The organism is Rhodococcus sp. IEGM 1307, from assembly GCF_030056915.1.
In the GTDB taxonomy this organism is placed as follows: Bacteria; Actinomycetota; Actinomycetes; order Mycobacteriales; family Mycobacteriaceae; genus Rhodococcus_F; species Rhodococcus_F opacus_D.
The window spans coordinates 16,275-41,724 of record NZ_JASHKW010000028.1; the positions used below are offsets into that span (position 1 = coordinate 16,275).

At 66.0% G+C, this 25,450-nt stretch carries 21 protein-coding genes and 3 pseudogenes; 12 read left to right on the forward strand and 12 right to left on the reverse strand.

Annotated elements, in window-relative coordinates; all coding sequences use genetic code 11:
• Positions 1–159: 159 nt before the first annotated feature.
• Positions 160–1,170, forward strand: coding sequence for an NADP-dependent oxidoreductase (locus QM841_RS37685; protein ID WP_283335933.1), 1,011 nt, complete (start codon positions 160–162; stop codon positions 1,168–1,170).
• A gap of 252 nt (positions 1,171–1,422) precedes the next feature.
• Here QM841_RS37685 and QM841_RS37690 read toward each other — a convergent pair whose 3' ends face one another.
• From QM841_RS37690 to QM841_RS37705, 4 genes are all read right to left on the reverse strand, one after another.
• The gene (locus QM841_RS37690) at positions 1,423–1,590 is read right to left on the reverse strand and encodes a hypothetical protein (protein ID WP_283335934.1); all 168 of its coding nucleotides are present in this window, start codon (positions 1,588–1,590) and stop codon (positions 1,423–1,425) included.
• A gap of 121 nt (positions 1,591–1,711) precedes the next feature.
• Entirely contained in the window at positions 1,712–2,473 is a 762-nt protein-coding gene (locus QM841_RS37695; protein WP_349307453.1) for an NADPH-dependent F420 reductase, read from the reverse strand.
• A 252-nt stretch (positions 2,474–2,725) separates the two neighbouring features.
• Complete coding sequence (locus tag QM841_RS37700; RefSeq protein ID WP_283335936.1) at positions 2,726–3,370, reverse strand: RES family NAD+ phosphorylase; 645 nt, start codon at positions 3,368–3,370, stop codon at positions 2,726–2,728.
• Entirely contained in the window at positions 3,371–3,997 is a 627-nt protein-coding gene (locus tag QM841_RS37705; RefSeq protein WP_283335937.1) for a hypothetical protein, read from the reverse strand.
• A gap of 83 nt (positions 3,998–4,080) precedes the next feature.
• Here QM841_RS37705 and QM841_RS37710 point away from each other — a divergent pair.
• From QM841_RS37710 to QM841_RS37720, 3 genes and pseudogenes are all read left to right on the forward strand, one after another.
• Positions 4,081–4,239, forward strand: a pseudogene (locus tag QM841_RS37710) (DUF808 family protein); the annotation flags it as partial.
• Positions 4,240–4,254: 15 nt separating this feature from the next.
• Entirely contained in the window at positions 4,255–5,190 is a 936-nt protein-coding gene (locus tag QM841_RS37715; RefSeq protein WP_242323852.1) for a hydantoinase B/oxoprolinase family protein, read from the forward strand.
• Positions 5,191–6,225: 1,035 nt separating this feature from the next.
• Entirely contained in the window at positions 6,226–6,741 is a 516-nt protein-coding gene (locus QM841_RS37720; protein ID WP_283335938.1) for a hypothetical protein, read from the forward strand.
• Positions 6,742–6,890: 149 nt separating this feature from the next.
• On the opposite strand, the gene QM841_RS37725 is transcribed toward QM841_RS37720, so the two are convergent.
• Positions 6,891–8,243 carry an MFS transporter gene (locus tag QM841_RS37725; RefSeq protein ID WP_283335940.1) on the reverse strand — a complete coding sequence of 451 codons (1,353 nt, stop codon included), beginning with the start codon at positions 8,241–8,243 and terminating at the stop codon, positions 6,891–6,893.
• Positions 8,244–8,390: 147 nt separating this feature from the next.
• Entirely contained in the window at positions 8,391–9,266 is an 876-nt protein-coding gene (locus tag QM841_RS37730) for a FadR/GntR family transcriptional regulator (protein WP_283335941.1), read from the reverse strand.
• Between the two features lie 137 nt (positions 9,267–9,403).
• On the opposite strand from QM841_RS37730, the gene QM841_RS37735 reads away from it, so the two are divergent.
• The 5 genes and pseudogenes from QM841_RS37735 to QM841_RS43610 form a co-directional block, all read left to right on the forward strand.
• The gene (locus tag QM841_RS37735; protein WP_283335942.1) at positions 9,404–11,002 is read left to right on the forward strand and encodes an AMP-binding protein; all 1,599 of its coding nucleotides are present in this window, start codon (positions 9,404–9,406) and stop codon (positions 11,000–11,002) included.
• A gap of 7 nt (positions 11,003–11,009) precedes the next feature.
• Positions 11,010–11,774: an enoyl-CoA hydratase-related protein gene (locus tag QM841_RS37740; RefSeq protein ID WP_095869598.1), complete on the forward strand. Its 765-nt coding sequence runs from the start codon at positions 11,010–11,012 to the stop codon at positions 11,772–11,774.
• Positions 11,771–13,009: an acyl-CoA dehydrogenase family protein gene (locus QM841_RS37745; RefSeq protein WP_283335944.1), complete on the forward strand. Its 1,239-nt coding sequence runs from the start codon at positions 11,771–11,773 to the stop codon at positions 13,007–13,009. The genes QM841_RS37740 and QM841_RS37745 overlap by 4 nt, the downstream gene beginning before the upstream one ends.
• An 8-nt stretch (positions 13,010–13,017) precedes the next feature.
• Positions 13,018–14,073 carry an acyl-CoA dehydrogenase family protein gene (locus QM841_RS37750; protein ID WP_283335945.1) on the forward strand — a complete coding sequence of 352 codons (1,056 nt, stop codon included), beginning with the start codon at positions 13,018–13,020 and terminating at the stop codon, positions 14,071–14,073.
• Positions 14,074–14,075: 2 nt separating this feature from the next.
• A pseudogene (locus QM841_RS43610) lies at positions 14,076–14,276 on the forward strand (IS256 family transposase); the annotation flags it as partial.
• 66 nt (positions 14,277–14,342) lie between these two features.
• Here the strand turns inward: QM841_RS43610 and QM841_RS37755 are convergent.
• The 3 genes from QM841_RS37755 to QM841_RS37765 form a co-directional block, all read right to left on the reverse strand.
• The gene (locus tag QM841_RS37755; protein WP_283335946.1) at positions 14,343–17,486 is read right to left on the reverse strand and encodes a lantibiotic dehydratase; all 3,144 of its coding nucleotides are present in this window, start codon (positions 17,484–17,486) and stop codon (positions 14,343–14,345) included.
• Positions 17,431–19,584: a peptidase domain-containing ABC transporter gene (locus QM841_RS37760; protein ID WP_283335947.1), complete on the reverse strand. Its 2,154-nt coding sequence runs from the start codon at positions 19,582–19,584 to the stop codon at positions 17,431–17,433. The genes QM841_RS37755 and QM841_RS37760 overlap by 56 nt, the downstream gene beginning before the upstream one ends.
• A gap of 137 nt (positions 19,585–19,721) precedes the next feature.
• Entirely contained in the window at positions 19,722–19,868 is a 147-nt protein-coding gene (locus QM841_RS37765) for a hypothetical protein (protein ID WP_283335948.1), read from the reverse strand.
• A gap of 275 nt (positions 19,869–20,143) precedes the next feature.
• Here QM841_RS37765 and QM841_RS37770 point away from each other — a divergent pair, with 275 nt between their 5' ends.
• Complete coding sequence (locus QM841_RS37770) at positions 20,144–20,311, forward strand: hypothetical protein (protein ID WP_166680782.1); 168 nt, start codon at positions 20,144–20,146, stop codon at positions 20,309–20,311.
• Between the two features lie 1,191 nt (positions 20,312–21,502).
• Here the strand turns inward: QM841_RS37770 and QM841_RS37775 are convergent.
• Positions 21,503–21,664 carry a hypothetical protein gene (locus QM841_RS37775; protein WP_283335949.1) on the reverse strand — a complete coding sequence of 54 codons (162 nt, stop codon included), beginning with the start codon at positions 21,662–21,664 and terminating at the stop codon, positions 21,503–21,505.
• A 307-nt stretch (positions 21,665–21,971) separates the two neighbouring features.
• Here QM841_RS37775 and QM841_RS43615 point away from each other — a divergent pair, with 307 nt between their 5' ends.
• Both QM841_RS43615 and QM841_RS37785 read left to right on the forward strand, forming a co-directional pair.
• Positions 21,972–22,352, forward strand: a complete 381-nt coding sequence (locus tag QM841_RS43615) for a hypothetical protein (protein WP_502943312.1) — start codon at positions 21,972–21,974, stop codon at positions 22,350–22,352.
• 393 nt (positions 22,353–22,745) lie between these two features.
• Entirely contained in the window at positions 22,746–23,039 is a 294-nt protein-coding gene (locus QM841_RS37785) for a hypothetical protein (protein WP_283335950.1), read from the forward strand.
• Positions 23,040–23,262: 223 nt separating this feature from the next.
• On the opposite strand, the pseudogene QM841_RS37790 reads toward QM841_RS37785, so the two are convergent.
• A pseudogene (locus QM841_RS37790) lies at positions 23,263–23,442 on the reverse strand (glutamate dehydrogenase); the annotation flags it as partial.
• Positions 23,443–23,646: 204 nt separating this feature from the next.
• Positions 23,647–25,044, reverse strand: a complete 1,398-nt coding sequence (locus QM841_RS37795; protein ID WP_095869603.1) for an NAD-dependent malic enzyme — start codon at positions 25,042–25,044, stop codon at positions 23,647–23,649.
• Positions 25,045–25,450: the final 406 nt, after the last annotated feature.

Below are 25,450 nucleotides of genomic sequence, written 5' to 3' on the forward strand. Positions count from 1 at the left end.
ATCACGTCTTGGCTGTTTGCGCGCACCTGCTTTCCTCAGGCGCATCGCATTCGGCATCGAGATGCGCGCTGTGCGCGCTCTTCGACTCCCGTGCGCATAGGGCCAAGTTTCGCCTTGTCATGACTTCTACCGTCGTTGGTGACGAAGGAGTAGCACACCGTGAATTCATCACAACAGATCGTCCTCGCGCAGCGCCCCCACGGGCACGTGAGCTTGGAGGACTTCCGCGTGGAGGACGTCGCCCTGCCCGAACTCAAGGCTGGCGACGTCGCACTCGAGACCCTCTTCATCTCGATCGATCCGGCCATCAGGGGCTGGCTCGACGACCGACCGAGTTATCTTCCGCCAGTCGCAATCGGAGAGCCAGTTCGCGCTTTCGGACTGGCCCGCGTGACCGCCTCACGCAACAGCAACTTCACCGCGGGCGACATCGTTCGTGGCTTCGTCGGCTGGCAACGGCACCAGATCGTCAGCTCGCCCGGCACTGACTGGGACCGGATCGCATCACGCGAGGTCGTTCCCTTGGAGCACTACCTTGGCGTCCTCGGGATGACGGGCCTGACCGCGGGGGCCGGAGTGTGCGACATCTTGCGGCCGGAACCAGGGCACACCGTTCTGATCTCCGGCGCCTCTGGCGCAGTCGGAAGCGTGGCAGTCCAGCTCGCGAAGCAGGCGGGCGCACAGGTTGTCGGCATCGCAGGAGGCGCCGAGAAGTGCTCGATGGTGGCTCGACTGGGCGCCGACGCCGTCGTCGATCGCAAGGCCCCTGATTGGCAGGACCAGCTCGAGGCGGCAACACCGGACGGCATCGACCGCCTCTTCGAGAACTCGGGGGGCCCGATGTTCGAGGCGTCGATCGCCCGGCTGAACAACCACGCACACATCGCGTTGTGTGGCCTGATCGACGGCTACAACTTGACCGAACGACCATCCGGCCCAAAAAATTTCGGACAGCTTCTCACCAAGCGTATCCTCACACAGGGATTCGTCGTGCTCGACTACATGGACCGTGCGGCAGAGGTTGAAGCCACGCTCGCCGAACTCATCAGTTCCGGACAGTTGGAGGCCGTGCAATCGGTATTGCCCGGATTCGAGCAGCTGCCGGCCGCCTTCGTGGACTCGTTCTCCCACGGCCAACCAGGCAAGCTCATCATCGATCTGACTGCGTAGCCCGCCTCTGAAGCCACCTCAGTCGGAGGTTCGTATCCCGTCACCGCGCGGCCGGGATACAGCCTCCGACGCATGCAAGGGGTATCCGGCCGATTTTTGCCTGGGAGCTGGTGGAGTCCCTGGGAGCTGTATGCATTAAGGGCAGTCGAGTGCGCCAGACCTTGTATTTGAACGCGCTGCGGAGGGCGACGGCACCGGAAGTGGCGTTCAGCGATTGTGCATGTCCAACAAGTTGTGCGTCAACGAGCCAAATCAGGACATCGCGGCTAGCGCGGGTCGCGATGTGGTGTTGTGCAGGCAGGCCACCCCGGGAGCCAGCGGGACCGAATCGTCGACCAGGTCCCGATCCGGGTCCGCCACCCGCAACAACGCCACCGAAATGAGTACCGCCCGCACGCTGCCCAGCGGCTGGCCGTACACCGGACCAGGCGCCAGCGCCCCGCAGCCGCGATACCGATGCCGTCCTGGGCGCGCGCTCCGCACCAGGACTAACGGCCGAGCGGCGTCTTCCTATTCGGAACCGCCACTCGACACCGAACGCTCACTGCGCCACAGCACGCCACTCGTCCGTGCGCTCAGGCGTTGCCTGCGCCAGTGCCTTCAACGTCGCCTCCCGATCAAAATCCTTGCCGTAAACCGGGGTTCCCGGCTGCTGACGCCAGGAATCTTCGACGGTGCCCGCGTCGACAGGGTCAAAGCCGAGCTGATTGATCAGATCGAATACCACCTGCTTCTGCAATGCGTCGTCGCCGGCCACGGGGATCGCGATCCGTCCGCTCGACCCTTCCGGTAGGCCCTTCTCGAGAAGGTGCTTCCACCAGATTCCATTGAATGCCTTGAACACCGGCACTCCGAGATGTTCTTGCACCCATTCACTTTCTACCTGACCGTCTTCGATGGCGGCGATCAATCCGTCTCGCTGCTGCGGGTAGTAGTTGTTGGTCTCGATCACCGGAGCACCATCGGCAGCGCCGGCGAGGATCCCGGCGGGAAGGTCCACGACGTTCTTCTGCGGGATGCTCACGATCACCAGGTCTGCACCCTCGGCGGCTTCGGTGTTCAGTACCGCCTTTGCGCCGGTCTCCGCCTCGAGGTCTGCGAGGGTGTCGGGTGTCCGAGAGTTCGACACGCGCACATCGTGACCGAGCGCAGTCAGCCTGCGTGTCAGCGTGCCACCGATCTGACCAGCTCCGATGATTCCGATGCGCATATCTCTTGTGCTCCTTCGTCGAGTGCCGCGACACTTCGCCACTGCTGTATGCGTCAACAACGGACACCGTCGGATAGTTCCGCGTGGGCACATTCCGCTCGACCTGATTCAAATACTGGACAGTTCGACTCAGACGGCCGACGGTCCGCTTTCTCGGTCCTTCGTGGGTGAGTGGACTACCCCGATTGCGGCACGGATCGTGCTGTACGTCGTGAGCTGCTCTTGGAACTCGCGTTTTGGCGGTGGGAGCCCTACTCGCCGCGAAACGAGCGTGAGCATCGCGGACCCCGGCGCCGGACGCCGTGTGCCGCGTGCCCAACCGGTTCGCCCACGTGCGTCGCAGCGTCAGGTGATGGTGTAGCCGAGCTGATGGGCCGCGCTGTCGATCGGCCCGGACAACCCGGGATGCGACAACGGCAGCGACAACGCCGGCAGCGCAGGAAACGCGTCGGCGGCGCGTTCGGTGATCGCGATGCAGACACCGCCGGCGAACCGGCCGCGGTAGGCGATCCCATCGAGATCGTCATGGGCCTGGTGAATGGTGCGGGCCCAGTGCTGGGTTCGGCCGTGCGCGGCGGAGTCGAGGGCGTGGTTGCCGCCGACCCGGGTCACCCACGCCCCCTCCCCGATGCCGGACACATCGAGCAGTCTCAGCGGGCGGGTGAATCGCAGCCCGGTCAGATACGGGTCGCCGCGGTGCCGGTCGATCACCCGGGCGCTCTGAAACGCCTCGGCCAACCCGCCGCGAGGACTGACGGCGCCGTACCAGATGCCGTAACCGGGACGCTGCGCCCGCGGGAGCGGGTGGTGGTCGAACCGCAGGATCGGACCGAACGTACGCAATCCATTCCACGGCAGCACGTGGGTGCCGGTGGTGCGATGCACCCGCCACACCACCTCTGCCGGTTCCCAGTCGAACACTTCCTCGCCGCGCACGCCCGCATCACGAAGGTCGGCGATGGACGGCGGTGCGGGCAGCATCGACCCCATCTATGCCGATTCCCATTCGGCGGCGGTGATCACGCCTTGGACCTGTTCGATATCGGCGGCGGTTCCGGCGCTGCCGGTCAGCCACGCCACGATCGACACCGGCCGGCCCTCCACGGTCAGGGACGGTTGCGGGCGGGTCAGCAACGCCTGCACGGTCAGCGGGTGCAGATCCTTCGCCAGCAACGGCGCCACCTGGTCGAGGTGCGGCACCGCGCCGGTGTCGGTGAACTGGGCGGGCGGCAGCAACCGGTTCCGGCCCGACGGGAACGCCCACAGGGTGCCCTCGCCGAGGCGTTGCCGGATCCGGGCCGCGGTCACCCCGAGACGGTCCGCGGCCTCCGCGATCGGCAGGGAGTGGCGGACCAGTGCCTGCATGCGAATGTCGCGGTCCACCCGTGCGGTCGTCGCCGCGGCCGGGTCGTCGACGAACCCGGCCTGATCGAGCAGGGCTGTGTCGTGGTCGGACAGCGGCGGTGCCGCCGGGTTCCGGTCGGCGAGGCTGTGCAGGATCTGGGCGAAGAACTGGCGTCCGACGTCGGTGCCGGTCACCTCCTGCAGCGCATCCTCGAAACCGAGATCGCCGCGCAGGTAGCGGGCTTCGGTGCTGGCATCGGCGGGCTCGTTCATCACACCCAACCCCTAACTTTCACCGATTATCACACACAAAGTCATGATAGCTCGAAGCGAGTGGGGCCGCTACGGCACCCGTCGCGGTCGAGGACGAACCGTTCCTCACCCGGCTGTTGGTGCTCCTCGTCGTCGCGATCCTCATCACCGTCCTGGTGTACGGCGTGGTCGCCCTGATCGTGAAGATGGACGACGTGGGTCTGGCACTTGCCCAACGCGAGTCCTCGTTCAGTCCGCGGGTCACCCAGTGAAGACCGGTGTCCGTGTCGTGCTTCACCGGGTCCTCCCCGCAGGTGGCCTCGGCACTCAACGCGACAGCATCCTTCACCCGCTCGGCGTCCTACGCCTCACTACAAGGCGCACTGGGATCGGACATCCCTGCCAACAGCGGCTTCTACCGCCCGTTCACCTTCATCATCCCCGACGCCTCGATTCTCAACGGGCGACGCCCGGCCGCGCGCGGTGCCCGCGGACTGGTCGCCTACCGCATCATCGACACCGTCCTCGGAGCGCTCGCGACCGCCTTTCCCGACCGGGTCCCCGCAGCGGGTGACGGTGGCCCAAACTCCGTCGCGGTCGGCGTCACCGAACCAAACGGAACCTCGATTGTCCTCTGGGACATCCTCTGTGGCTCCTGGGGCGCCACCCCCACCGGCGACGGAAACGACGCAATCAGCCCACTGGGCGCCAACCTGGCCAATACACCCATCGAAGAGCTCGAACAGTCCGGGCACCTTCGAATCGACAGATATGGCTACCTCCCCGACACCGGTGGTGCCGGACAGTTCCGCGGCGGACTGTCAACCTTCCGGGACATGACATTGCTCTACGACAACACCACCATTCAAATCCGATCCGACCGACGCACCTCCCAGCCCTACGGACTCAACGGCGGCCACAGCGGTGCACCGTCAGCAAACATCCTCAATCTCGGTGCCAGTAACGAGGAACTGCTTCCGTCCAAACCACACCGCGCTGTCGGTGCCGGCGACCGGCACCGACAGGTGACAGCGGGCGGCGGCGGCTACGGTGACCCCCTCACCCGGGACCCGCAGCTCGTTCTCGACGACGTCCTCGATGGCAAGGTCACGCCCGAGTCGGCACTGCGCGACTACGGAGTCGTTCTCGACGCATCGACGACCACACTGCTCGCCGACAAGACCCGCGCCGAACGGACGAACCGCACCCAGTAACGACCGGTGTCCGTGTCGTTGTGGACACACACCGCCCATGGCGGCACGGACACCGCCCTCACGATCCACACCACGGGCACTGGAGATCGACAAGCAACGTGAACAGAGAGACATCTCCTGCTCATCGGCACCTGCGCGCTCCTCGTCTCCGGACAATACGAACACCACCAAACGAACCTGCTCCGCATCCGAGATCAGTCCTCAGCGACGAACTGGAATGCGGCATCTCCGACGACAATGGTTGCGCGACACTCGTTGTACCGCGCTCCAGTCGGCGAACCCGGATGGAAGGTTACCCAGGCCTCGCTCGCGTAATCGCGCATATAATACTTAGGGCATCCGATCAGTGCTACGGGTCGAGGACTGCCACCCTCTCCGCATGTCACCGGCATCGGCTAACGAGCCGCGCATTGGCGGATGGCACGTATGAAACGGTTGTGGAGGTGATCGCCGAGTGCGCGGCGAAGACCAGGAGATCCTCGTGGAGGGCGACCGCCCCACGCCGCAACGGCGCCCAGTAGTGCCCACGCCCAGAGGACGGGGCGCCGGTCTCATTTCGCAATGTCCTCGGGCATTCGTCTCGCCATTCCGTGTGGCTGACGCCTCGGTGCAGTGGCATGTCCGCTTCGCGGGCGCTGTCCGGTGTCTCGAAAGTCCGGTGACCTAATAGCGAACGAACGCAGGTCACCGCGACTTTCGGTGGAAACCCACAACAATCGGGATCGACCACTCCTTCGCCTGGGGAAGTAGGCGCTCGCTCACCAATTGACGCCCGCTCGAAATGAGCGATCGGCATCGGCATTGGCCGGGAATCGTTTCCCAAAACGGCGTGCGTCGGATTCGCATCCCACAAGACTGTGGTTGCGATCAAGGGGTCACCGCCGTCGCATCCGTTAGCCACGAAGTGTAGAAGCCGAGTATCGCAGTAACGGCAGCATAGGCGACGTCCGATGGGTAACGTGACGCGCGCCACATCCATGGAAAGCAACTGAATTCACACCGTCTGTTGTGCGCACCATAGAGAGGACTGGACAAATGGACGTTACAGTCGGGCGTTTTCCGCGTGTCGGCGACCGCGCACGGCACTCCATTCTGCGTACGGCGGCAGCAACCGCATTCGTACTCTGCGGGGCCATCGGCATCGCAGGCACCTCGTATGCGGATCCAGCACAGCACAGTACCGAAACCTTCACCGACACTTTCACGTTCGACGGACCGGTGACGTGTGATGGAGGGCCGATCTACACCCTCACCGATACCATCACCGTCACCGACTCCATCGTCACCAACTCGGGCGGGCGACTTCATGTCCGGACGACCCTCACGCAGTCAATCTCTGGGATTCCGCTCGACCCCTCACTACCGACAGTTACCGCGACTTCCGAAGGCCACGGCACATTCAACACTTCGCCACAGGGCGCAGCCGCCCAGACATTCGTGGGAACCACAACCGCGCAATACTCCGATGGCACACACGTCACGACACGGGAAGTCAGTCATGCGACCGTGACTCCCGGCGGACAAATCCACAGTTTCAGCAGATGTAACTGAGTGACTACGGGTCCGAGACTTGGTGGGGCCGATCCGGTGCGGCCACCGCCGTCCGGACCCGTCACTCTCGGGTGAAGCAGTGTGCTGGTTCGTCAACCACGGTGATACCAGCAGGCGTGAAACGGCGTATTTCTCAGTACCCGCCGCCACTATTGGACGGTCTGCGGGGCAGCGGCTTCCGTGTGGGAGGCGGACTCGCGGCGGACGCCGCCGTAGGTTGCGGTTCGGATGCTGAACAGGGTCAGCAACCCGATGAGGCACGATCCGGCGAGAAAGTATGCCGGCGACAAGGTGCTGCCGGTCCGGTCGATCAGCCAGGTGGCGATGTACGCGGCCGTTCCGCCGGTCGCGATCGTCGCCAGGTTGAAGCCCAGAGCGACGCCGGTGAGCCTGACGCGAGAGTTGAACAGCGACGGGAACAGTGGTGCCGTGGCGACCTGGATGAGCGGGGTGCCGAGCGCAAAGACGAAGAAGGCCACGCCCGCGACGACCAGCCCGTGACCGCCCATCAGGGACATGGCCGGGTAAGCAAGGATGCCGGATCCGATCAGTCCGGCTGCCGCGACCGGGACGCTGCCGAATCTGTCGACGAGTAGACCGGCGACCGGCATCAACAGCGCGATCAGCACGATGATGAGCGCGGTCGTCCAGGTGACCGCGGTCCGATCGAATCCGCCTTGGCGGACCAGGTGGATGCCGATGTAGGTGAGCACCATGTAGCCGGTGGCGTTCTGTGCCACGCCGAGCCCGAACACCTGCAGAACCTGCTTGGGGTGTGTGCGGATGAGTTCGGCGAACGGTGACTTCGCCAGGTCGTCCGTGGCCGCGGCGTTCTCGAACTGTGCGGTGTCGTCGATGCGGGTTCGGGTCCACAGGCAGAACAGCAGGAGGGGGACGCCCAGCAGGAACGGGATCCGCCAGCCCCAGCTGGTCATCTGCGGTTCGATGGTGAGCGCTGAGACGGTCCCGACTGCAATTGCGGCGAGCGCGAAACCACCGTTGCTGCCGAGTGCGACGAACGAGGCGCCGAGGCCCTTACGTTTTTCCCCGACGGTCTCATAGACGTAGGTCAATGCTCCGCCGAGTTCTCCGCCGGCGGAGAAACCCTGCACCAGACGCGCGAGGACCAGCAGGATCGGCGCGGCGATGCCCGCGGACGCGTACGTCGGCAGGCATGCCATGAGGAGGCTGCCGACTCCCATCAGCAGTACGGACACCAGCAGGGCGCGCTTGCGTCCGTGCCGGTCGCCGAGGCGGCCGAAGAAGATGCCGCCGATGGGGCGCATGAGGTAGGCCGATGCGAATACGGCGAGGCTGGCGAGCAATGCGGCGGTGGGATCGTTGCCGGGGAAGAACAGTGGACTGACGACCACGGCCAGGTAGGCGTAGACGGTGAGGTCGTAGTACTCGACGATGGTGCCGACAGCTGCGGCGAGAACGCCGCGGCGCCTGGTTTGCTCGAGGGTCGGGGTGCGCGAGGTGGAATTCGTGTGGGTCGCCACGAACGTCTCATTTCTGTGCGGAGAGTGTGGACCGAAGGTGCGCTCACCGTAGGCGGGGGGTGAGTCATATCCTGCGAGCGCTTTTCACACCATAACCGCGCGGCCGCTAAATCTGTACATGTATTCGAAAACTTGGGGATGCAGCCGCTAGAGCTGCCAGTGCACAGGCTCGGAGATGATGTGTGCAAGGCGCTTACGGTAGTACTTCGCGGTGTCGTGGACGAAGGCCTCCATCGCCTCTCCTGCGGCGGAGGCATTTCGGGAGCGCATGGCATTGAGCACCAGCTGCTGCGCTTCGACGGCGGCGGTGCGGGTGATCTCAGGGTGCCGTGTGGGTTCCGCATCGCGTACCAGCAGTAGCAGCGTTTCCATGAGGATGCGCAGCACCGGGTTTCCGGACGCGGTGTAGATGGTGGTGTGGAACAGCGCGTTCTTCTCGATAAAGTTGTCGTAGTCGTCGGGCTGTGTCCGCATGCTGTCGAGCGCTGCCTGCAATTCGTCCAGTTGGCCGTCTGTAATTCGAGGCGTGGCCTGTTGCGCGACCACCGGTTCCAGGGTGAGCCGGGTGTCGATGACGTCGCTGAGATTTGCACCTTCGAGCTGCAGGAACAGTTTCATGGTGTTGCCCAGTGATTCGAATTGCGGCCGGCACGCGACTGGGCCGCCGCCGACACCGGCCCGAATGGTGACCAGGCCCCGGCTCTCGAGTAGGCGGAGGGCTTCGCGCACAGTCGTGCGCGCCACGCCGTACTCGGCGACCATTTCCTTCTCGGTCGACAGTCGGTCACCGGCCTCGATGCCGCCCCCGAGGATCTTGTCCGCTATCTGGTTCGCGATGCGCTCGGACATTTTCGGGGCCCTGCCCGTTGCGCGATGGGCATCGTCCTTCGTCATTGCGTCCCCGGTGTACTCGTCGACAGTTCGGTGCATAGCCGCCATGCGTACAAACCCTACCCAGGCCGGAGCGCGAATCGACAAACTCTGTACATATTTAGGGAAAGTGGCTAGCGTGACACCAGTCAACCCGTGGCACCCACTCAACATCCGAACGCAATAATCTCCCGGAGGTAAAGATGTGGCCGACGCGCCCACCGACGCCCGACCTTGTCCGTACCTACCGAGAGTCAGGGCACTGGCGTGATCAGCCGATCGGGCACTACTTGACACGCGCTGCGTCGCTGTTCCCCGATGCAGTGGCCGTGATCGACGGCGACACACGCCTGACCTTCGCCGACGTCGACCGCGACGCGACCACGCTCGCTGCGGCGCTGCATTCGGTCGGGATCGGTGCCGACGACGTGGTTTCGTTCCAGCTCCCCAATCGGGCCGAAGCGGTCATCATCTACCAGGCGATCATGAAGCTCGGCGCCGTCGCCAACCCCATAATCCCGATCTACCGAGGGCGCGAGCTGCGGTTCATCCTCGGGCAGGCGCAGGCGTCGGCCGTCTTCATTCCCGCGACCTACCGAGGATTCGACTACGCCGCCATGTATGACCAGCTACTCGACGACTTGCCGCACGTGAAGAAGGTCGTCGTCCTCGGCGACCGTGACGAGCGCAGCACCGACGAGCGGATGACCACATGGAAGGAGCTGCTAGGCGGCGCCCCGGCTGAAGCCGCAAAGGTGGTTGCCGCACTGCAAGAGCCGGATCCGGATCAGGTCTGCCTGCTGCTGTACACCTCTGGGACGACCGCGGATCCGAAGGGCGCGCTGCACAGCCACAACACACTCGTATTCGAGAACCTCTCGATGATCGAGTTGTTCGGCCTCAACGAGAACGACGTCATCTTCAACCCCTCACCGGTCACGCACGTGACCGGGGTGAACTGCGCCTTGACACTGCCGTTCCTACTCGGGGCGCCGGTCGTGCTGCACGATCAGTGGGATCTAGCCGCCGCACTCGACAAGATAGCCCGCGACGACGCCAGCTTCATGATCTTCTCCACACCGTTCCTGCAAGGGCTACTCGACGCCGCGGTCTCGGCGGGTCGCCCCACTCCGTCGATCAGGTACATCGTCTGCGGCGGCGCTGACATGCCGGACGAACTGACCCGCCGAGCCACCGATCGGCTCGGCACCGTCGTCCGAATGTACGGCGCCACCGAAGGACCGTCCGTCACAGCAGGCAATCGCTGGGACACAACGCAATTACGCACCCGAACCGACGGGCGAGTCCTCGCGCCCACCGAGGTGATCATCGTCGACCCCGCCGAGCGCCCCGTCGCGCCCGGCTCCATCGGCGAAGTCCTATGGCGCGGCCCCGACACCTTCCTCGGGTACCTCGACTCCTCACTCAACGCCGCGGCGTTCACCAAGGACGGCTTCTTCCGATCCGGTGACCTCGCACGGTTCGACGAAACCGGCGCAATACACATCCAGGGCCGAATCAAGGACATCATCAACCGCTCCGGCGAGAAGATCAGCACTCACGAAGTGGAAAACCTGCTCAGTGAGCACCCCGCCATCAGCGAGGTCGCCGTCGTCGCCGGGCCGGACGCGACGACCGGTGAACGGGGCTGCGCCTTCGTCGTCACACACCACGCACAGGACCTCACCCTCGAAGACGTCCACGAGTTCCTGACCGGACGCGAGGTCGCCAAGCAAAAAATCCCCGAGAGCGTCTTCGTGGTGGACGTACTACCCAAGACCGCGAGCGGCAAGATCCAGAAGTTCGCGCTCCGCGACTGGACCCGCAACCGCACCAACCTCCCGCCACAGATGGTCGGCGTCAGCCTTCATGCGACGCATGAGAAGTGAGAACCACATGACCGAGCACATTCTCATCTCCCAACCCGAACCAGGGATCGCCCTGGTCGAACTCGCCCGCGGCAAGGTCAACGCAATCGACCACCAAATGTACGGCGAACTCGCCGAGACCTTCGACCGGCTATCGGACGATCCCACAGTCAACGTCGCCGTGCTCACAGGACGCGGCCACGTGTTCTGCGCGGGCAACGACCTCAACGACTTCCGCACCATGGACACGACGAGCGGTGAACTGCAGATGCGCAACGTCCGCCGCGCGATGTTCAACCTCATCGACTGCTCGATCCCCGTCATTGCCGCCGTCAACGGGCCGGCACTAGGCAGCGGACTTGGCCTGACCGCATCGTGCGACCTCGTGGTGGCGTCGGAAAAGGCGACGTTCGGGCTGCCGGAAATGAACGTCGGGGTACTGGGCGGCGGCCGCTTCACCGCCCGCATGCTGCCGCAGCAAGCAATGCGCCGGCTGTTCTTCACCGCAGAAGCCGTCGACGCACACACCCTCGAGCGGTGGGGCGCGCCGATCGAGGTAGTCCCCCACGACACGCTCATGAACACCGCACTCACCCGCGCACGGTCCATCGCCTCGAAGAGCCGCTACGCACTGACCCTGGCGAAGCAATCGTTGAACGGCTGCGAGGGTATGGACCTCAAGCGCGGCTACGAACTCGAACAGACCTTCACCGTCCGGCTGTCCGAGCATCCGGACTCCAAGACTGCGGTCGAGGCACGAATGACCGCACTGACGAACGGCAAGAACCCATGAGTACCGCAACACGCGAACTGGCAACACCGGAAGACCTGGACGCGTTCGGCGAGCGCGCCACCGCGTGGCTGTCCCAGCGACTGGACCGACATCTGCCGGCCACCGAAACCGACCTGCCAGGAAACGACGCGGAGCAGTCTTACGCCATCTTCCACAACCGCACAGAGGCCGAAGAGCGCGAACTACTCGTCCGCGGCAAGGCCTGGCAATCCGCACGCGTCGATGCCGGATTCGGCGCGATCACCTGGGGCCCCGAATGGGGCGGACCGGGCCTGACCGCCTCCCACGAACGGATCTACGTCGAGCTCGAACGTCAGTTCCGCGCCCCGGAGCGGCACGAAACCATCCTCGTGACTGTGGAACTGATCGCACCGACCATCCACCTGCTCGGCACCGAGGAACACAAACAACGATTCGTGCAACCGTTCCTGCGTGCCGACGAACTGTGCTGCCAACTGTTCTCCGAACCCGGCGCCGGCTCCGACCTGGCCGCGCTCACGACCCGCGCAGTTCGCACCGACACAAGCTGGAAGATCACCGGTCAAAAGGTGTGGAGTTCGGGCGCACAATTCGCCGAATGGGGACTACTCATCGCACGGAGCGACCCCGCCGCACCCAAGCACCGCGGAATGACGGCATTCCTGGTACCGATGGACACCCCAGGAGTCGAAACCCGCCCCATCCGCCAGATGTCCGGCGGTTCCACCTTCAACGAGGTATTCCTCACCGACGTCGAACTGCCTGACTCGCTGCGTCTCGGCGACGTCGGCGACGGTTGGAACGTCGCATTGACCACCCTCGGATTCGAACGCAGCTCCAGCGGCGGAATCGTCTCCGCCGGCGGCAGCGCAGCCGACCTTATCAGGCTCGCCAGGCAACTTGGCATCACCGACGACCCCCACGTGCGTCAGACACTCGCCCAAGTCATCGTCTACGAACGCGCCACCGCAATATTCAACGCCCGGCACGCCGAGCGCGAACTCGCCGGCCATGTCCCCGGAGTCGAAGGCTCGATCGCCAAGCTCGTGTGGACGCAAAATCTCAAACGCATCGGTGACGCCGCGGCCCGATTCCTCGGACCCCGCATCCTCGCCGACACGGGCACCCCGAACACCTATGCCTGGACCGAGCATCTCCTAGGCGCCCCGGGCTACCGCATCGCCGGCGGGTCCGACGAGATCCAGCGAAACATCATCGGCGAACGCGGCCTCGGGCTGCCCAGAGAACCACGCTAGGAGCAAACATGGCCCTCGAATTGACCCAGGAACAAGAACAACTTCGCGACAGCGTCCGCGCTTACCTCACGAAGAACGCTGATACGAAACACACACCTTGGGAAGGGCTCATCGGCCTCGGCTTGACCGAGATCCCCTTCCCCGAGCGCTTCAGTGGAGCCGGTTGCACCCTCAAAGACACCTCGGTCGTGATGCACGAACTCGGCCGCACCATCTCCGACGCCCCCTACTTCTCGTCCGTGTGCCTTGCCGGCCTCACCCTCTCGGAATGCGCCTCGGACGCGGGCCGCGCCGCACATCTACCCGCCATCGCAACAGGCAAACGCACCGCCACGCTGGTCGCCGGGTACCCCTACTCGGACACCCCGATTACCGCCACTGCAACCGGTGACAGCCGGCTGATTCTCCGGGGCACGCAAGAATTCGTGGTAAACGGCGACAACGCAGATCTCCTCGTCGTTGTCGCACGCGGAGAGAAAGGCCTCGAGCTAGCTGTCATCGACGGCGCGGCCCCCGGCGTCGTGCGTACCCCGCTCGAGTCCCTGGACACCACCCGCCCACTGACCCGGATCGAGTTTGCCGACGCCCATGCACAGGGGGTCGGCGGCGCGAACCTGCATGCGACGCTGCTCCGCGCGCAGGCGTCAGCCCTCGTCGCATTGGCGTCCGAACAGGTCGGCGCCGCCGAGACGTGCCTGGAAATGTCGGTCGAGTACGCCAAGGCCCGGGAACAGTTCGGCCGACCGATAGGCTCCTTCCAATCGATCAAGCACCGACTCACCGACATGCTGGTGGCACTCGAACTGGCGCACGCCGCAGTACTGGACGCGGCAAACGCCGACGAAAAGCCAACAAACGAACTAGCCACTGCAGCGAGCATCGCGCACGTGCTGGCGTCCGAGGCCTTCACCTACACCGCCGAAGAATCCATCCAAATCCACGGCGGCATCGGATTCACCTGGGAACACCCCCTACACAAGTACTTTCGGCGAGCTAAGAGCGACACACTGCTATTCGGCAGCACCGAAACGCACCACGAAGTCATAGCCGCTTCGGTGATATAGGTGTTCGGGGTCGTCGGGATCTTCTTCCCGACCGCACCGCCCTAATTCGGCTCGTCGGAGCCGTTCTGGCCGAGCAGCACGACGAATGGATCGAAGTCCGCCGCTACCTCGGACTCGACGTCCCCGCCCGCGCTCGCGGTGGCCAGACGCCCGACACCACTACCGAACCAACTCAGGAGGTGACACCCGCGGCTCTGACCGCATGGCCATCACGCGAGGAATCACGCGACGACGTCGTACACCACCTCACGGGACTTGACCTGGTTCGATCAACGCGACGATCGGGCGAGGTGAGAACGGTAGCGTCGGTCCAGCAGGTCGTGGATGACCAGTTCCTGGGCGCGGTGGACGGAGCGCAGCACCCTGTTTGCGTGCATGTGGGCCAGGCTCGCGGCCCATGCTTCCAGCGGTACGCCGAGGCGACCCGCGTGGTCGAGATCGTGCAGTTCGGTGCCGATCCTCCGCAACGACTCCGACCTGATATCGAAATACCGCAGGCAAGCGGCGAGCGGGTGTTGAGTGCCGGCAGCCAGCAGTTGCTCGATGGCAGCTCGTTCCGCGCGGTATCGCCGTCCCAGCTCCCGGGCCTGTGTTGGCCCGCCGGGGAACTCGGTGGCGAACCCGTCGCGTTGCCGCCGCACGAGTGCGGCACGAGAAGGCAGGTCGAAGCCGAGGTCGTCGAGGAGGCGGTCTGTGCCGGCCAAGGTCAGTCGCCAGCGAGCGTCGAGACTGGTGTCGCCGGAGAGCATTTCGACGATACCGAGCGCGGCGGCGCTGTCCGCGTGGAATGCCTGCTCGGCGAGCAGTATGCCCTCGTTGCCGCCGTAGCGTTCGATTTCGCGTTGGTAGGTGTCGAGCTGGACCCGCCACACCATCCCGTTGTCGATCAGCGGTACGAGCGCTTCCGACAGTGCGGGCTGGATCTGCTCACGGAGCGCCTCGGGGTTTCCGGTGAGTCGGAGACGGATGTGCCAATCGGGGTCGGCGTAGCGGACGAAGAACCATCGGGTGGCCGAACCAGCGTCGACTGCGTCCCGGATCGGTGGGCCGAGCGTACGCAGAACAGCATCGACGCCGGTGGTGCCGGTATAGATCTTGAGGTAAAGCCAGTCCGACCCCGGCGGAATGTTCCGCGGTACCGAACCGACCCGCCGAGACAACGGCGGCGTTTTCGACGGCACCGGTGCGGGAGGCCGGAGAAACGGCACCACCAGCTCGTGGGTGAATCTGCCGTCGGGGCCGGCAGCGGTGGGTTCGTGGAAGCCGAGAGTTTCGATGAGCGTGGCCGATTGGCCGCGGTTCAAGGCGCGCAACATGGTGTGTACCCAGGGTGGGCTGTCCAGGTCGACGACCAGCTCGTTGTCGAACTCGGCGAGGCTGCACACGCGCGGGAGCTTGCGCGCGGCGCGCAGCCGGGCCACGTCGTCGTGATCGCGCAGCCCGTCGACCTCGGTTGCGGTCAGGCGCCAGCGGGCCCGGGCCAGCACCAGCCGTCCGGCTGTGACCCGCGGCAGAAATGTCGCATCGGCGAGCGGGCCCCAGTCCCACGCCATCCAGGAGGCGACGCCTTGATTCTGAAGGTCGGCGAGGAATCGGTACATGCCGAGGCTGTTGTGGGTGGTGTTGTGTGCGGTGGTCAGCCGCGGGACGATTTCGCGGTCGAGTCGGCGCGAGCGCAGCACCACCCGGTCGCCGTCGAGCCGGACGGTGAGATCGTCCACCGTCAACTGCCGCTCCGCCGGGGCGTCGGAGCGGCCCAGGTAGGTCAGCTCGTACTCGCGGAGCACCGGCCGGCGCAAAATGTTGCCGATCCGACCCTCCGGCAGGTGCACGACCTCGGCGAACACCGTGTCGGGGCGGTGGGCCTGCTCCGTTGCCAGATGCGCTCGGACCGCCGCGGTCAGCTCGTCGTCGCCGTGGCAAAAGCGACCGAGCAGTGCTGCGCCGGACGGTCCGGCGACGCCGCGCACCAGCAGCTGCCCGGTCTGGGGGTCACCCAGCACGATCGCCATGATCGACAGGGCGTCGGGCAGCGGGAGCGGATCGGGCTCAGCCAGCCGCTGGATATCGGCGTCGGCGAGATCGATGCATTCCGCGCCTCGTGAGAGCGCATCGGTCAGCAACTCCAGCAGTACCCCGTCACGACGACTCCACGTGCGGGCGGGTTCCGACCCGAGCCCGAGATCGATGCCGGCCAACAGCGGGGATTCCTCGGCGTCGGGGTGCGCCGAGCCGTGGTAGCCGATGCCGGTCTCCTCGTCGAGCACCTGCGCCAGCCCGACCTCGGCGCCGCCGTACCGTGTGTCGAACGCGGTCCGGAACTCTTGCATGGGGTCCGGGCGCCAGGCCGTGATGCGGTGCAACAGGGCGACGGCCCGGGCGAGCTCGTCGACAACCCGATGGCTGAGAGTCATTCCGGTGCTTGGTTTTACGAGATCGACCTGCACCAGCCGAGCCGGGTCGAGGTCGGGGACCAGCTCGCGCATATCCCTCACGATTGTGGTGTACCGACTCACCGGTTGCCCGAGACCATCTCGATCCAGCGCCGCCAGATGCGCGCGGACGGTATCGAAGCGCTCGGCCACCGGCGCGGTGGCCGGTGAGCGGTGCAGCGCGGCGCAGAGTGCCGCCGCAGGATCACCGGTTCCAGTGACCGCAGGTTGGGCGTCGGAGACCAGCATCCGGGCGTCCACCAATTCGTGGACGTAGTGCCGGGCGTCCTCGACGGTGATGTCGTCGTCAACCAGTTCGGCGGCCAGGTCCTCAAGGCGGGCCCCGCCCACCGCTCGCCGCAGGGTCGCGGTAAGTGCGTCGTCCTCATCGACCGCAACCAGGTGATGCGACCGAACGGTGCCGGTCATCCGGGCCTCGACGAACCGCACGCGGCCCGCGGCCCGGTACAGACTTGTGTTCGGCGAGAACAGCAGGCCATCAGTTGAGCCGGCATCGCATTCTACCCGGTCCGCCTCCGCGGCCAGCACTCCCATGTCCAGTCGGCTCCGGCGCTGGAGCGAACTCAGCGGCGGCACGTGCAGCGCCGTGTCCCGCCCGGTCAGCCGCCCGACCCCGACGCCGGCGAACAGTCCGAATGGGGTGGGGCGGGTTGCTGCGCGGATCAGATACGCCGCGACCGCCCGCTCGACACGGTCCAACGGGCCCTCGGTGGTCGTGTTTTCCTGCCATCGTGCCGTCAGTTCCGGGGAGGCCAACCACAGCGCTTCGGCGACCTCCGGCCGTGCGGCGAGACTGCGCAGCCGCTCGCGCGGGTCTGCCCCGTCGGTACCCCAACCGGCCAGCACGTCCACCGGCAGCAACGGGGTGCGCATGACGAAGAAGCCCGACGCCACGAGCGCTTTTTCAGCGGCCAACGTGATCACTCCCGTCGTCGGGGTTTCGACCGGTGTGATCGTCAACCAGCCGGGCGTATGCGCCGCCGCGGGCCAACAGTTCGTCGTGGCCGCCGGATTCGACGATCGTGCCCTCATCCAGGACGATGATCCGGTCGGCGCCACGGATCGTGGACATCCGATGCGCGATCACGATTCTGGTGCACCCCAGGGTGTTCAGGTTGTCGTGCACCGCTGCCTCGGTGATGGTGTCCAAGTGGCTGGTGGCTTCATCGAGCAGCAGAATCTTGGGCTGGTGCAGCAGGGCCCTGGCCAGTGCGAGGCGTTGCTTCTGTCCGCCGGACAGGGATGCGCCGCCGTCGACGAGCATCGTGTCGTACCCCATCGGCATCGCCGTGATGTCGTCGTGGATACACGCCAGCCGCGCAGCCTGTTCCACCTCGTGCAACTCGGCGGCGGGGTGGGCGAAGGCGATGTTCTGGCGGACGGACACGCCGAACAGGAACGGGTCTTGGACAACTACGCCGAGCTGAGCGCGCACACTGCGGCAGTCCAGTGCTGCCAGGTCGATCCCGTCGAACAGGATTCGCCCACTGTCCGGCGGGTACAGTCCCAACAGCAGGTGCGCCAGGGTGGTCTTCCCGGAGCCCGAGCGTCCGACGATGGCCACCGTCTGGCCCGGTTGGATGTCGAGCCCGATATCGCGGATCACCGGTTCGTCGAGGGGGGCGTAGCCGAAGACGAGACGCTCGGCGACGATGCCGCCGAGCAGGGTCGGCGCGCGGCGCACCGCGTGGCCGTCTTGTTCGCGCGGGGTGTCCAATACGTCGTCGATACGGTCCAGATAGCTGCCCAACAGTTGCAACTGAGACACCGTGGCGACCAGAGCGGCCAGCGGTTCCAGAAACCCGGCGGCCAGCGCCGCCAGCGCGAGCAGTTCGCCCAGGCTCAGCTGCCCGTTCAGCACCAAGAGTGCTCCGACACTCAGGACAGCAAGCGGAGAACCCATCCGCAGAGCAGCCAGGGCCGCCTCGACACCGGCGGCGAGCCGACCCCGGCGCACCGTGACGTTGAGTTCGTCGACGAACAGGTTCGACCAGGCTTCGATGGCGCGGTCCTCGGCGCCGGAAGTCTTCAGAGTCTGCACGCCGGAGAAGATCTGGTAGGCGTAGGCCTGGGTCTTGGCCTCCGCTTGCAGCCCCTCGGCGGTCAGTCGCTGGTTGCGGCCGCGGCTGGCGAGGAGCACAGCCACCTGGGCGGCACCCAATCCTGCCACCAACACGCCCAGCTGCGGCGAGAAGATCACCAGCAACACCAGGTAGCCCGTGACCAACGCACCGTCGAGCATCGCCGACAACGCGCCGGTGGTGAGGATCTCGCGGACCACGGTGTTGGAGCGCAGCCGCATCATCAGATCCCCGGCGGAGCGGCGCAGGTGGAAACTGTAGGGCAAGGCCAGTAAGTGATCGAGGAACCCGACGGTGGTACGCAGGTCCACGACCGTGCGCAGAGCGAGCAGCAACCGTCCCCGCAGCCACGTCGTGGCGAGCGTCGTGGCAGTCATGATCGCCATCACCGCCGCGGCCACAGCGAGCAGTGAGCGGTCGTTTCCGGGGATCACCCTGTCCACCACGATGCCGGTCAGGACGGGCAGCGCCAGTGCCAGAACCCGCAGCACGATCGATGCGGCCAGGACCTTGACCAGCCGGCCCCGTTGGGTCAGCAGTGCGCCCGCATGGCGGCGCAGCCGCCCTCGCTGCGCTGGGCGCCGTCGGGTCGCGAATTCCTCGCCGGGTTCGAGTTCCAACGCTACCCCGGTATACCCGCGGCCGAACCGGGCCCAACCGAGGCGGACCCGCCCCACGGCCGGGTCCACCAAGTCCACCCCGCGGCGCCGCACCGCCCCGAGCACCACGAAATGGTTGAGTTCCCAGAACAGGATCGACCCCGTCGGCAGCAGACCGAGCTCATCGACCTCGGCCTGAACGCCGCGAGCGCGTAACCCAAAGTGGCGGGCAGCGGAAACCAGCGCCTCCGCCGTGGCCCCGTCCCGGCCGTTGCCGACCACTTCTCGTACTTCCCGCAACGGCACCCACTTGCCGTATGCGGCCAGCGACATCGCCAATGCGGCGGGTCCGCAATCGGACATCTCGGCCTGCGGCACGAACGGCACCCGACGGCGCCCCGGCGATGCGACCCGACGAAACCCTCCATGATTGTCCCCCGGGCGCAGAGGCTCGCCCGGCCGACCACCTCGGGCGTGGTACTCCAACGCCTCCTTGCGGAACAACCCCCGCCCGTTCACGGTCCACTGCCGACCGAGGCGAGCCAGGCGCTTCGGCGCACAGCGGTGGCGGTCGCCTCGCGCCGTGAGCCGCACAGCCTCGACCGGCCGGGATCGGTGGTTACCGAGTCGGTCGTGCCAGCAGCCTCTGCGGTGGTGGTCATGACATGGTCCACTCTCGCATGATTGGAAGATCAGCGGTGACCAGTTTTCACTAGCAGATATGCGAGTGGATCAGCCTGCAGCCGTCCACCCCGACCCAGATCCACCGGCCAGTACCGGTACAGCACGCGGAAAGCGAGCCTCGATCCGGTAACGGGTCGAGGCGCTTTGCGCGCGTCACGCTATTCACCGCCGATGTCGACTCCTCGGCGCTCATCGTCGCGGCGAGCCAAGAGCACACGCTCACCTCGATCTAGCCATCCCCGAGTGAAACCGAATGCCGACACCCGAACCTGACGACCAGCAGAACCTAATCCCGAACGCACTGCGTCAGAGGAGAACCGACGACCTGCTGCCGGGAGACATATCGCTGATGGCGCTGCTGTACCGCCACCGGGACCGGATCTCAGTCGACCTGCTGCGCCGCCGCGATACCTTCCGATGACTCCGGAATCTAGGAAAAGGAAGCCGACAGCTCAGTAGATCGGCGATCTCAGCGGACCCGCAATGACCGCGCCTTGGTCGACCCGTCCGTCAGCGGCCACCGACCGCTCATCGCGCACGGTTGCGGTACCAATGGCTAGCGTGACGTGGCGGTCGTTCTCAGTGAGCGCCTGTCATTGGCGTCAGAGAGTTACTCACGCCCGCGCCTCTACCGGCCGCGATCTGGCGCAGATCGTCGGTGGTCAGTTCGCGCAGCGATTCGCGGCGCAGCGCCGGCAGTCGGAGGGTGGGGTGAACTTACAGGCGCGACGGGTGTCGCGTTGGTTTTCATGGTGGGCCTATACGATGCCGGTTTTGCTGGTGGTGCCAGACGTACACGCTGCGGAAACCCGTCCGCCAGCGATGTGGCGCAGGTCGTCGGTGGTCAGTTCGCGCAGCGATTCGCGTCGTAGCGCAAGCCGTCGCGGGGCGACGGGTGTGTCAGCGGGCGCGCCGGGTGCGGGGGTTGTGTTCATTGTCAGTCTCCGTTGTGCTCGTGGTCCAGGATGAAACTCCCGGATTCCCTGGACTTGAAGCGTGACCCATCACCGAGAGTCTCGACAGAAACCCCAGGGCTGGGAATCACCCACCCCACCACCGTGCGCCGACGTCGATCACCATCCAACCGGCGATGCGGTCCTTGGTCTCGGCGCATCCGCCACCGGCAGCCCGCCGACCGTGGCACTCGCACACCCCCGAGCCTCCCGGCGCGAGGCGAACAATCCCGCTCCCCCGTTCGGGCATCGAGTACTCCCGGCCACGGTTCTCCGAATTGAATAATGCACTGTCCCAATCGGTTCACCACGGGAGAAGATCGGACACGCTCAAGCCGTTGTCGTCCTGTTTCAACGCCAGATCGCCTCGTAAGTCGGGCGGCGTAAGCCGTAGGCGGCTCCCAGGCCGGGCCCTTTCGTGGGTCCACGACACGGGAAAGTCGCCCTTTTCACGTGCCTACCCGAGCGCTTCGCCACCGGTCCACGTCGGAAGCCCAGCTGCCGTGCGGTCGGCTGACCACGGTTGGGCTTGGAGATCAGGAGGCAGACCGCGGGCACCCACACGACAGATGCCTTGAGCTACGTCCACTCCACGGTCCCGCGGAGCGATCACTTGGCCGCCGTCCGTACTGCCTCTGCCGACGAGGACCGGCCCTCGCTCACGTGTCGCGGTCGCTGGCACGGTAGAGCCGCCAGAACCAGATCGCGCCGCCCACCAAACCGATCAACCCCGAACCGAACGACCCCACCGCCAGCAACATCGTGCCCAGCGTCACCAACGCGAGCACACACACGAGCTGAAGCAGCACACTCCTTGGCACAGCCCCGAATGTGCCGGACAACCCGCGCCCGCGCAACACCGCTGCACACCACCCCTCCGCCGCCGCCGCCGCCGCCGACCCATACTGCGCGGTGTGCCCGCCCAACACCGTCACCCCAGAGTCGCCGAGCCTTCCGGCCGAGCCTGCCAGCCCATGAAGTCCACGACCGACGGGCTTCGGGGTACAGCGACGACGATGCCACGCTACATCCGCAGATGGGTCCGCCGACGGCACAGGCTAACGATTCCCAGCCCGTCCCCCTGCGCGACACGCACCTGTGCCCGCTGAGCGTCGGGAAGGTGCGCCGGTGGGGGTTCCTGATACGAAAGCGGTCTGGGCGCAAACGCCGAATACTAACTGCCCTAACACGATCGGGGTGGAGGAGGAGTTCGTGCTGATCGACCCGGTCACCGGCCACCCGGCACTATCGAACACCGCGGTTGCGGCCGCCGCGGGTATGGGCGTGGATCTGCAACGCGAGCTGTCGCGCGCCGTGCACCGCTGTTCGCCTGTACGCGCGCCACTACGCGCAACGTTCCCCGGCGAGACGGTGGGCCTGGTCCTGGTGGAGCCCGAACATGAGGACTACGACGCCTTTATGGCCCAGCAACTGAACGAGCTGTCGATCAGCGGCTCGCGGATCTGCGCCGGCCAGTCGGCCATATCCTGCGCGAACAGGTCGCAGTAGAACGGGATGCGTTCGTCGAGCACCTCGTCGGGCACCGCCACGCCGGGGTCCCATGCCTGGTTAGGAGGAACACCAGTGCGATGTTCCGGAGGACCCCCGACTGCACCGCGAGCGAGCTGATCGCCCAGGCGTTCGGCGGCGACCGGGATGAGCGTCCACCATGGCATGCCCCCGGCCGGAAACGTCCGACACCAGCTCCGTGAAGGCAGCCGTGGTGCGCAGGTCGCGCGTTGATTGAATACGGCCGCAGTGGGTATGCAGGCACTGCCCCCGCGCGCCGGGTCCCACACCTGGGCCGCCGCGCACCCGGTGTCGATCGCCCGACGATCACCTCACCCGCCCCGGCGACCGAGCCACGACGACACCACGTCGCGACACAGCAGGATCGATCTCATGACCACACACACGCATCTCACCACCGGCCACGAGGAAATCCGTCAATGGACCCAGGCCCATCACGGCATCCCCGCCCGGGTCCCCCACACCACGGCCAACGACGTGCTCCGAATCGACCTGCACGGAGTCGACTCCGGGCTCGAACACATCTCCTGGAGGGAATGGTTTGCCGCCTTCGACCAGCAGGGCCTGGCCCTCAGCTATCCGGATCCGCACCTACAGGGCGGGATCAGCGCCTGGTTCGAACTCGTACCCCGACCCCGACCCCGCACCGCGGACGGCCCCCAGTGATCGCGCGCGCCACACCCCCGCCCTTTCCAGACAACCGACAGGAGTGATGAGTACCCGTCGCAGGGAGGCAGTCGTGAATGCGCCTGCCGGGTCGGTGGGGCCGTTGGCCGAACGGATCTCGGGATGCCGCCGACGAGATCTTCCGGGCCGCGTTCGCCGCCACAATCAAACTCCCGGCTCGCCGGGACGAACGTCGTCGCCACTGAGGCAGGGTCAGGTACTCGCGCGTACCGGCCTCGTACAGATGCCAGGCCGCCCCCATGGTGCCGATGCCCTGGATTGCCACCGTCGTGTCGGCCGGAGTCCAGCCACATGCTTTCACCGCACCGATGCAGGCCTGGGCGACTCCGTAACCGCCGATCACATCGCCCAGCAGAAAACCGCTGGGCACCGGGGCGTTCAGATACGACTCCCTCCCCCGATCCCTTCAGTCCTCCAATCTTCGCGACCCGAGGCGGAGTACCCATGACCTCACATAGGGCACCGCCCCGGCGCGACGCGCTGCAGGGACGGGTGGGCGCGATGCACCATGGGCGCCGGTTCCGGCCTCGGGACATCTCGCCCGCAGCTGTGACCGCCGGGGACACGCAAAAAATGAGCGAACGGCTCACTTCTCGGACCGTGGCCCCCGCTCGGCCACCTCGCGAACCGCCGCCGCGACCGCCGGCGCGACGGTGGCATCGAACACGCTCGGCACGATGTACGTGGCATTGAGCTCGGACGGCGACACCCTGTCGGCGATCGCGCCAGCCGCGGCGATCAACATCTCGTCGGTGATGTCGACCGCGTGCGCGTCGAGCAGACCACGAAACACCCCCGGGAAGGCGAGGACGTTGTTGATCTGGTTGGGGAAATCCGACCGACCGGTGGCCACCACCGTGGCATGTTCGCCGGCAGCGACCGGATCGACCTCCGGGACCGGATTGGCCAGCGCGAACACGATCGACTCGTCGGCCATCGCCGCGATGTCATCGCCCGTGACAATGTTCGGCGCCGAGACTCCGATGAACACGTCCGCCCCGACCAACGCGTCCCGCAGTGATCCCGTCCGAGCCTCGGGATTGGTGTGCTCGGCGATCCAGGTACGAAACTCGTCGGCGGTGTCGTCCGGGGACACGATCCCCCGACGCCCGCAGCCGATGACGTTCGTCGCACCTTGGGCGACGAGCAACCGGATGACAGCGTGCCCGGCGGCGCCGACGCCGGACACCACGATCCGAGCCCGGCCGAGCGACTTACCGACCACCCGCAGCGCGTTGGTCAAGGCGGCCAGGACCACGATCGCGGTCCCGTGCTGGTCGTCGTGGAACACCGGAATGTCGAGGATACCGCGGAGCCGAGCCTCGATCTCGAAACACCTTGGGGCGGAGATATCTTCAAGGTTTATCCCGCCGTACACCGGCGCGAGGGCCCGGACGATCTCGACGATGGCATCCGGGTCCTGGGTGTCCAGGCAGACCGGCCAGGCGTCGACACCGCCGAACCGTTTGAACAGTGCCGCCTTGCCCTCCATCACCGGGATCGACGCCGCGGCACCGATGTTACCCAGACCCAGGACCGCGGAGCCGTCGGTGACCACGGCGACGGTATTGCGTTTGATCGTCAGGCGGCGCACATCCTCGGGGTGTTCAGCGATGGCGGTACACACCCGGGCGACGCCGGGGGTGTAGGCGCGGGAGAGGTCGTCGCGGTGTGTGAGCGGAACCGTGGGGACCACCTCGAGCTTGCCGCCCAAATGCAGAAGGAAGGTGCGGTCGCTGACCTTGCCGACGATCACCCCCGGAACCTCGGCGATCGCGGTAGAGATCTGGTCGGCGTGCGCGACGTCCGAGGCGTCGCAGGTGAGGTCGATGACCATGTGGTCGGGATGGCTCTCGACGACGTCGAGCGCCGTCATGGCACCTTTCACCGATGCGATCGCGGCCGCCAGCGTCGACGTGGTGCCAGCGCCGACCGGTGCATGGACGCGGACGGTGATCGAATAACCGGGGCTGGGACTGGGCATGTGAAGCTCCTGGATACTGAATGATGACTGGCAGGGTTCCGGCCGGATCATCGGGTGCCCGATCGGCACGCGCGCACCGGGTGCTTCCGCCCGCAATACCCTTAGTCTGCGCGGCCATCGCCGATCCGGACAAGAGGACAACCATCCGGCCCCGCTCGGTGGCGATCGTTCATCGGAGCGCCCGCACCGGCAGGGCTACGGTGTCGCAACCGAACTCGATGCCCCTGGGCTTGCAGTCGCCTACCGGCGCGATGGTGCTCACTGAAAGACGGACACACCCGGGCGCCCGCTCGCAGATCGGCGTGCAGGACGACCCGGACTACCCGAAGCTTCGGGCACTTCCCTTTCCGGTCGAGTCCATGGCCAGGGGTCAAATGCGCATTTGTCTACGACATTGTTCGTTGCG